Genomic DNA, 4,660 nt, shown 5'->3' with positions numbered 1-4,660 from the left:
CGGCAAAAAGGTGTTTTTTAACGTAAATCGGCATATAAATCCGACCAACATCTGCGCGGACGTGTGTAAATTTTGCGCGTTTTCCGCAAACCGCAAAAATCCAAACCCATATACGATGAGTCACGAAGAGATCCTAAAAATCGTCGAAAAAAGCGTCGCCGGCGGCGCAAAAGAGATACATATCGTCTCGGCGCACAACCCTGAGACGCCATGGCAGTGGTATTTGGAAATTTTTAAAAAAATAAAAAAAAAATACCCGCAAATCCACGTCAAAGCGCTAACAGCGGCGGAGGTTGATTTCCTCTCGCGAAAACACGGCCTTAGCTACGAAGAAGTCGTAGAAAAGATGCTCGAATACGGCGTAGACTCGATGCCAGGCGGCGGAGCGGAGATCTTTGACGAAGAGGTTAGGCGTAAAATCTGCAAAGGTAAGGTAAGCTCGGAAAACTGGCTCAAAATCCACCGCCTTTGGCACGAAAAAGGCAGGGAAAGCAATGCTACGATGCTGTTTGGGCACGTAGAAAGCAGGCAAAACCGCATCGATCACATGCTGCGAATCCGCGATTTGCAGGACAAGACGGGTGGATTTAACGCCTTTATTCCGCTGGTTTATCAGCGCGACAACAACTATCTAAAAGTGGAAAACTATCCCGGCTCGGCCGAAATTTTAAAGACATTTGCGATATCGCGCCTGGTGCTCGATAACGTCGCGCACATAAAGGCATACTGGGCGACGTCGACGATAAATTTAGCGATGGTCGCGCAGGAATTCGGTGCTGATGATCTAGACGGCACGATAGAAAAAGAGAGCATCCAAAGCGCGGCCGGAGCGAAATCGGCAAGCGGTATGAGCCTTAGAAATTTTACCGATCTCATTCAGACTTCAGGCTTTATCCCCGTCGAGCGAGATAGCTTATATAACGAACTAAAAATTTACGATAACTAAGGAGGCGGAATTGGATTTTTTTAAACTCAAGCAAAACGGCACTAGCGTAAAGACCGAGTTTAGCGCGGGACTCACGACCTTTTTAACGATGATGTATATCGTGCCTGTAAACGCGATAATCATGAGCAAAACGGGCATGCCTATGGACGCGCTCATCACGGCTACGGCGCTCATCACCGTGATCGCTACCGTGCTAAACGGCCTGTGGGCGAACACGCCTGTGGCGATGAGCGTGGGAATGGGACTAAACGCGTATTTTACATTTGGTCTCGTGCTTGGCATGCAGATACCGTGGCAGACGGCTCTGGGCGTAGTTTTTATCTCTGGTATAATTTTCGTCGTGCTATCTTTTACAAATTTTAGAATCTGGGTCTTAAAATCAATCCCCGATGATGTCAGACGCTCGATAAGCGCTGGCATTGGCGCATTTATCGCCTTTGTCGGACTTCAGCAGATGGGCGTAGTCGTAAATAACGACGCGGTACTGGTCGGACTTGGAAATTTAAAAGATCCAAACGTTATTTTGGGCTTTGTGGGGCTATTTTTCGTTATGCTTTTTTGGGCGTGGAAGGTTAAGGGTGCATTCATCATCGCGGTATTTACGACCTCGGTGATCGCTTGGATTTTCGGTATCGCGCCGTATCCGAAGGAATTTATCTCGCTACCGGCTTCGATATCGCCGATATTTTTAGAGCTTGATATCATGGGCGCGTTATCTTTTGCGCTGCTACCGGTGATCGTTACATTTTTCGTGACCGATCTTTTCGACTCTATCGGTACGCTAGCGGGCGTGGGAAATAGAGCAGGGATCTTTGATGAGAGCAATCAAAAAGGCGTCGAAAAACTAGAAAAAACCCTCGAAGCCGACGCGGTAGCAACTATGGTAGGCTCGCTAGTCGGCGTTAGTACGACGACGTCGTTTGCCGAGAGCGCTAGCGGCGTAGAGGAGGGCGGCAAGACGGGACTAACGGCGGTATTTTGCGGACTATTTTTCGTGCTTACGATTTTTATGTTGCCGCTTTTTAAAGCTATCCCCTCAAACGCGATATATCCGATACTCGTGATGGTGGGCGTGCTGATGTTTAGCGAGCTTGGAAATATAAATTTTAAAGATCCCGCTATCGCCATCTCGACATTTTTGATAGTTATTTTGATGCCGCTTACATATTCGATCACGACGGGACTTTCGTTTGGATTTATGGCGTATCTGCTGGTTCGGATCATGAGGCGCGAGTGGGAGTATGTAAATATCGGCGTTATCGTGCTTGCGCTCATTAGTTTTATTGTATTTTTAGTGCATTAAGGAGAAAGTATGCTAAAGTATCCATTTGAGGAATTTCATAAAGACGTAAAAATAATGGTGCGAGATATCAAAGCAAATTTCGAGCCCGAGGTGATTTTGGCAATCGCTCGCGGCGGACTTACTTTGGGGCATTTTTTAGCGAGCTTGCTAAACAACCGCAATCTTTTTACGCTAAACTCAATCCACTACGAAGAGACGCAAAAGCTCGATACTATCGATATCTTTAACATCCCTGACCTATCTAAATTTAATAAAATTTTGATAGTAGACGATATGATCGACACTGGGGAGAGTATGGTAGCTATCAAGCAAGAGCTTTTAAAGCGCTTCCCGCATATCGAGCTAAAGATCGCGACTATTTTTTATAAACGAAAAGCGCTTTTACTGCCAGACTTTACGGTGAGAGAGGCGCACGAGTGGATAGAGTTTTTCTGGGAAGAGCAAATTTAAGCTCTAAATTTAGCCATGTTGCGCTCGGAAACGTTTTTACTTTTTATCATCTGCCTTATCGATTTTTGCTTTTTGTCGTATGCGATTAGCACGCTTAGCATTAGCTACTACGAGGCGGATGCGTTTTATAACTCGCCTAAAATTTCAGCTGTTTTGGCTAGATTTTCGGTCGAGATTTTCGGACAAAACGACTATGCCTTGCGCCTTCCTTTCGTTATTTGTCATCTTTTTAGCGTCGCGCTACTCTACAAGGTCTCAAAGCAAATTTTAAAACGCAAATTTGACCGAGTGGTAAGTGCGGTCGTGTTTATATTGCTTCCCGCGACGATGGCGTCGGCGATCTTGGTAAATGACGCCGGCATCATAATCGTGCTCTCGCTTTTGAGTATTTATCTTTATCAGCTACGCAAAATGCTAGCCTTTTACGCGCTTTTATGCGTGCTGCCTTTTATTAGCGGAGCATTTTTGGTTTATTTTTCGGCTATTTTTATATTTGCCGTCTATAGGCGCGATGCTAAAATGGCGTGGGTGGCGGCTCTACTTTTTGCGCTTTGCTTTTATCTTTACGGATTTGACTCGGGCGGTAAACCAAGAGGCCATCTGCTTGACACCGTGAGTATTTTTGCTGCGGCTTTTTCGCCTTTTATTTTCGTCTATTTTGTCTATGCTATGTATAGAATTTGGATAAAAGAGAGTAAAAATTTGCTCTGGTTCGTCTCCATAACTGCATTTTTGTTTTGCTTGTTTTTGTCGATCAGACAGCGACTGGAACTCGAAAACTACTTGCCTTTTTGCGTTATTTCGGTGCCGATTTTGGTTCGGGTATTTTTTAGCTCGTACCGCGTGAGATTGCCGATGTTTAGACGCGGGTATAAAATTTTAGCTTCTTTTGCGGCGGTTTCTTTGCTCGTTGGGTTTTTATTCGTGCTTTTTAACGAAACGCTTTACGGCGCGCTCAAGGATCCGGCCAAGCATTTTGTTTACAGATATCACGTAGCAAAAGAGCTTGCAAAAGAGCTAAAAAATGAAGGCGTAGAAAAAATTTTCACGGACGATAAAAAGCTAGCCTTGAGACTTAAATTTTACGGCATAGATACGCAGCCGGACGCAAATTTGCAGCTAGCAAATTTGGACTTAAAAGATAATTATGGTAATATAGCGGTCTATAAATTTGGCGTAAAAATCGCAAATTTTAAGATTATAAAAGATGATTAGAGGATAGATTTGATGAAAAAAGCCTTTACTATGCTAGAGCTTGTCGTTGTGATCGTAGTAATAGGAATAATAGCCGCCGCTGCGCTACCGAGAATAAACGATGATCATATCGCAGAGGCTGCTGATCAAGTGATGTCGCATATTCGATACACCCAGCACCTAGCCATGCAGGATAGTAAATTTGACCCTACTGATGCTAGGTGGTTTAGAAAGAGATGGAGTATAACTTTTACTCAGGCTGCATTTTGCGATGGTGGAAACGAATGGAGATATAGCGTATACCATGACGATGGAGATGCTACAGGTAATTTAAATTCGGCAAACGAAGTTGCAAGAGATCCATTAGATCCGAGTAAATTTATGAGTTCAGGATGGGCCGGCATTTCGAAAGCCAATTGCGCAAACGCTAGCAGTAAATATAATTTGGCAAGAAAATTTGGTATAACCAATGTAGAGCTACGCGGGGTATGCGGAGACAGTAATTTGCAAACTATCTCTTTTGACGAGTTTGGAAGACCTATGCAAGGCGTAAGTACTACTGGTACTAGCGCAACCAGAGGATATGACAGACTGGTTCATAATGGGCAAAATTGTCAAATAGTACTAAGTACGGCTAAAAAAACAGCTACTATAACCGTGACGCCAGAAACTGGCTTTTTGCAGGTTGCCTTTGCGGATCGCCCATAAATTTAAAAATTATACAATTTTGGTTAATTTCTTCAGTATTTTTTAAGCATCCTATCTGT

At 44.0% G+C, this 4,660-nt stretch carries 5 protein-coding genes; all 5 read left to right on the top strand.

The genetic code is table 11. The features are described 5' to 3' along the window. On the top strand, positions 1-946 hold a 946-nt coding region (gene mqnE, locus H740_RS01795; protein ID WP_002950647.1), incomplete at its 5' end, for an aminofutalosine synthase MqnE. Positions 947-956: 10 nt separating this feature from the next. Further along, a complete protein-coding gene (locus tag H740_RS01790) occupies positions 957-2,249 on the top strand; it encodes an NCS2 family permease (protein WP_002950646.1) in 1,293 nt (430 codons plus the stop codon). 9 nt (positions 2,250-2,258) lie between these two features. Continuing rightward, positions 2,259-2,699, top strand: a complete 441-nt coding sequence (locus H740_RS01785; protein WP_002950644.1) for a phosphoribosyltransferase — start codon at positions 2,259-2,261, stop codon at positions 2,697-2,699. Between the two features lie 15 nt (positions 2,700-2,714). After that, complete coding sequence (locus H740_RS01780; RefSeq protein ID WP_002950642.1) at positions 2,715-3,914, top strand: glycosyltransferase family 39 protein; 1,200 nt, start codon at positions 2,715-2,717, stop codon at positions 3,912-3,914. Positions 3,915-3,926: 12 nt separating this feature from the next. Further along, positions 3,927-4,601, top strand: coding sequence for a prepilin-type N-terminal cleavage/methylation domain-containing protein (locus H740_RS01775; RefSeq protein ID WP_002950641.1), 675 nt, complete (start codon positions 3,927-3,929; stop codon positions 4,599-4,601). Positions 4,602-4,660 lie beyond the last annotated feature (59 nt).

Origin of the sequence: Campylobacter showae CC57C (assembly GCF_000344295.2) — a bacterium.
GTDB classification, from domain to species: domain Bacteria; phylum Campylobacterota; class Campylobacteria; order Campylobacterales; family Campylobacteraceae; genus Campylobacter_A; species Campylobacter_A showae_B.
Note: the sequence above shows the minus strand (reverse complement) of the source record. Positions and strands in the feature narration are given on the sequence as shown.

Bases quoted from the DNA above. Each gene is read 5' to 3' on its own strand.
- H740_RS01780 (WP_002950642.1), top strand. From the start codon at position 2,715: ATGTTGCGCTCGGAAACGTTTTTACTTTTTATCATCTGCCTTATCGAT.
- H740_RS01785 (WP_002950644.1), top strand. From the start codon at position 2,259: ATGCTAAAGTATCCATTTGAGGAATTTCATAAAGACGTAAAAATAATG.
- H740_RS01775 (WP_002950641.1), top strand. From the start codon at position 3,927: ATGAAAAAAGCCTTTACTATGCTAGAGCTTGTCGTTGTGATCGTAGTA.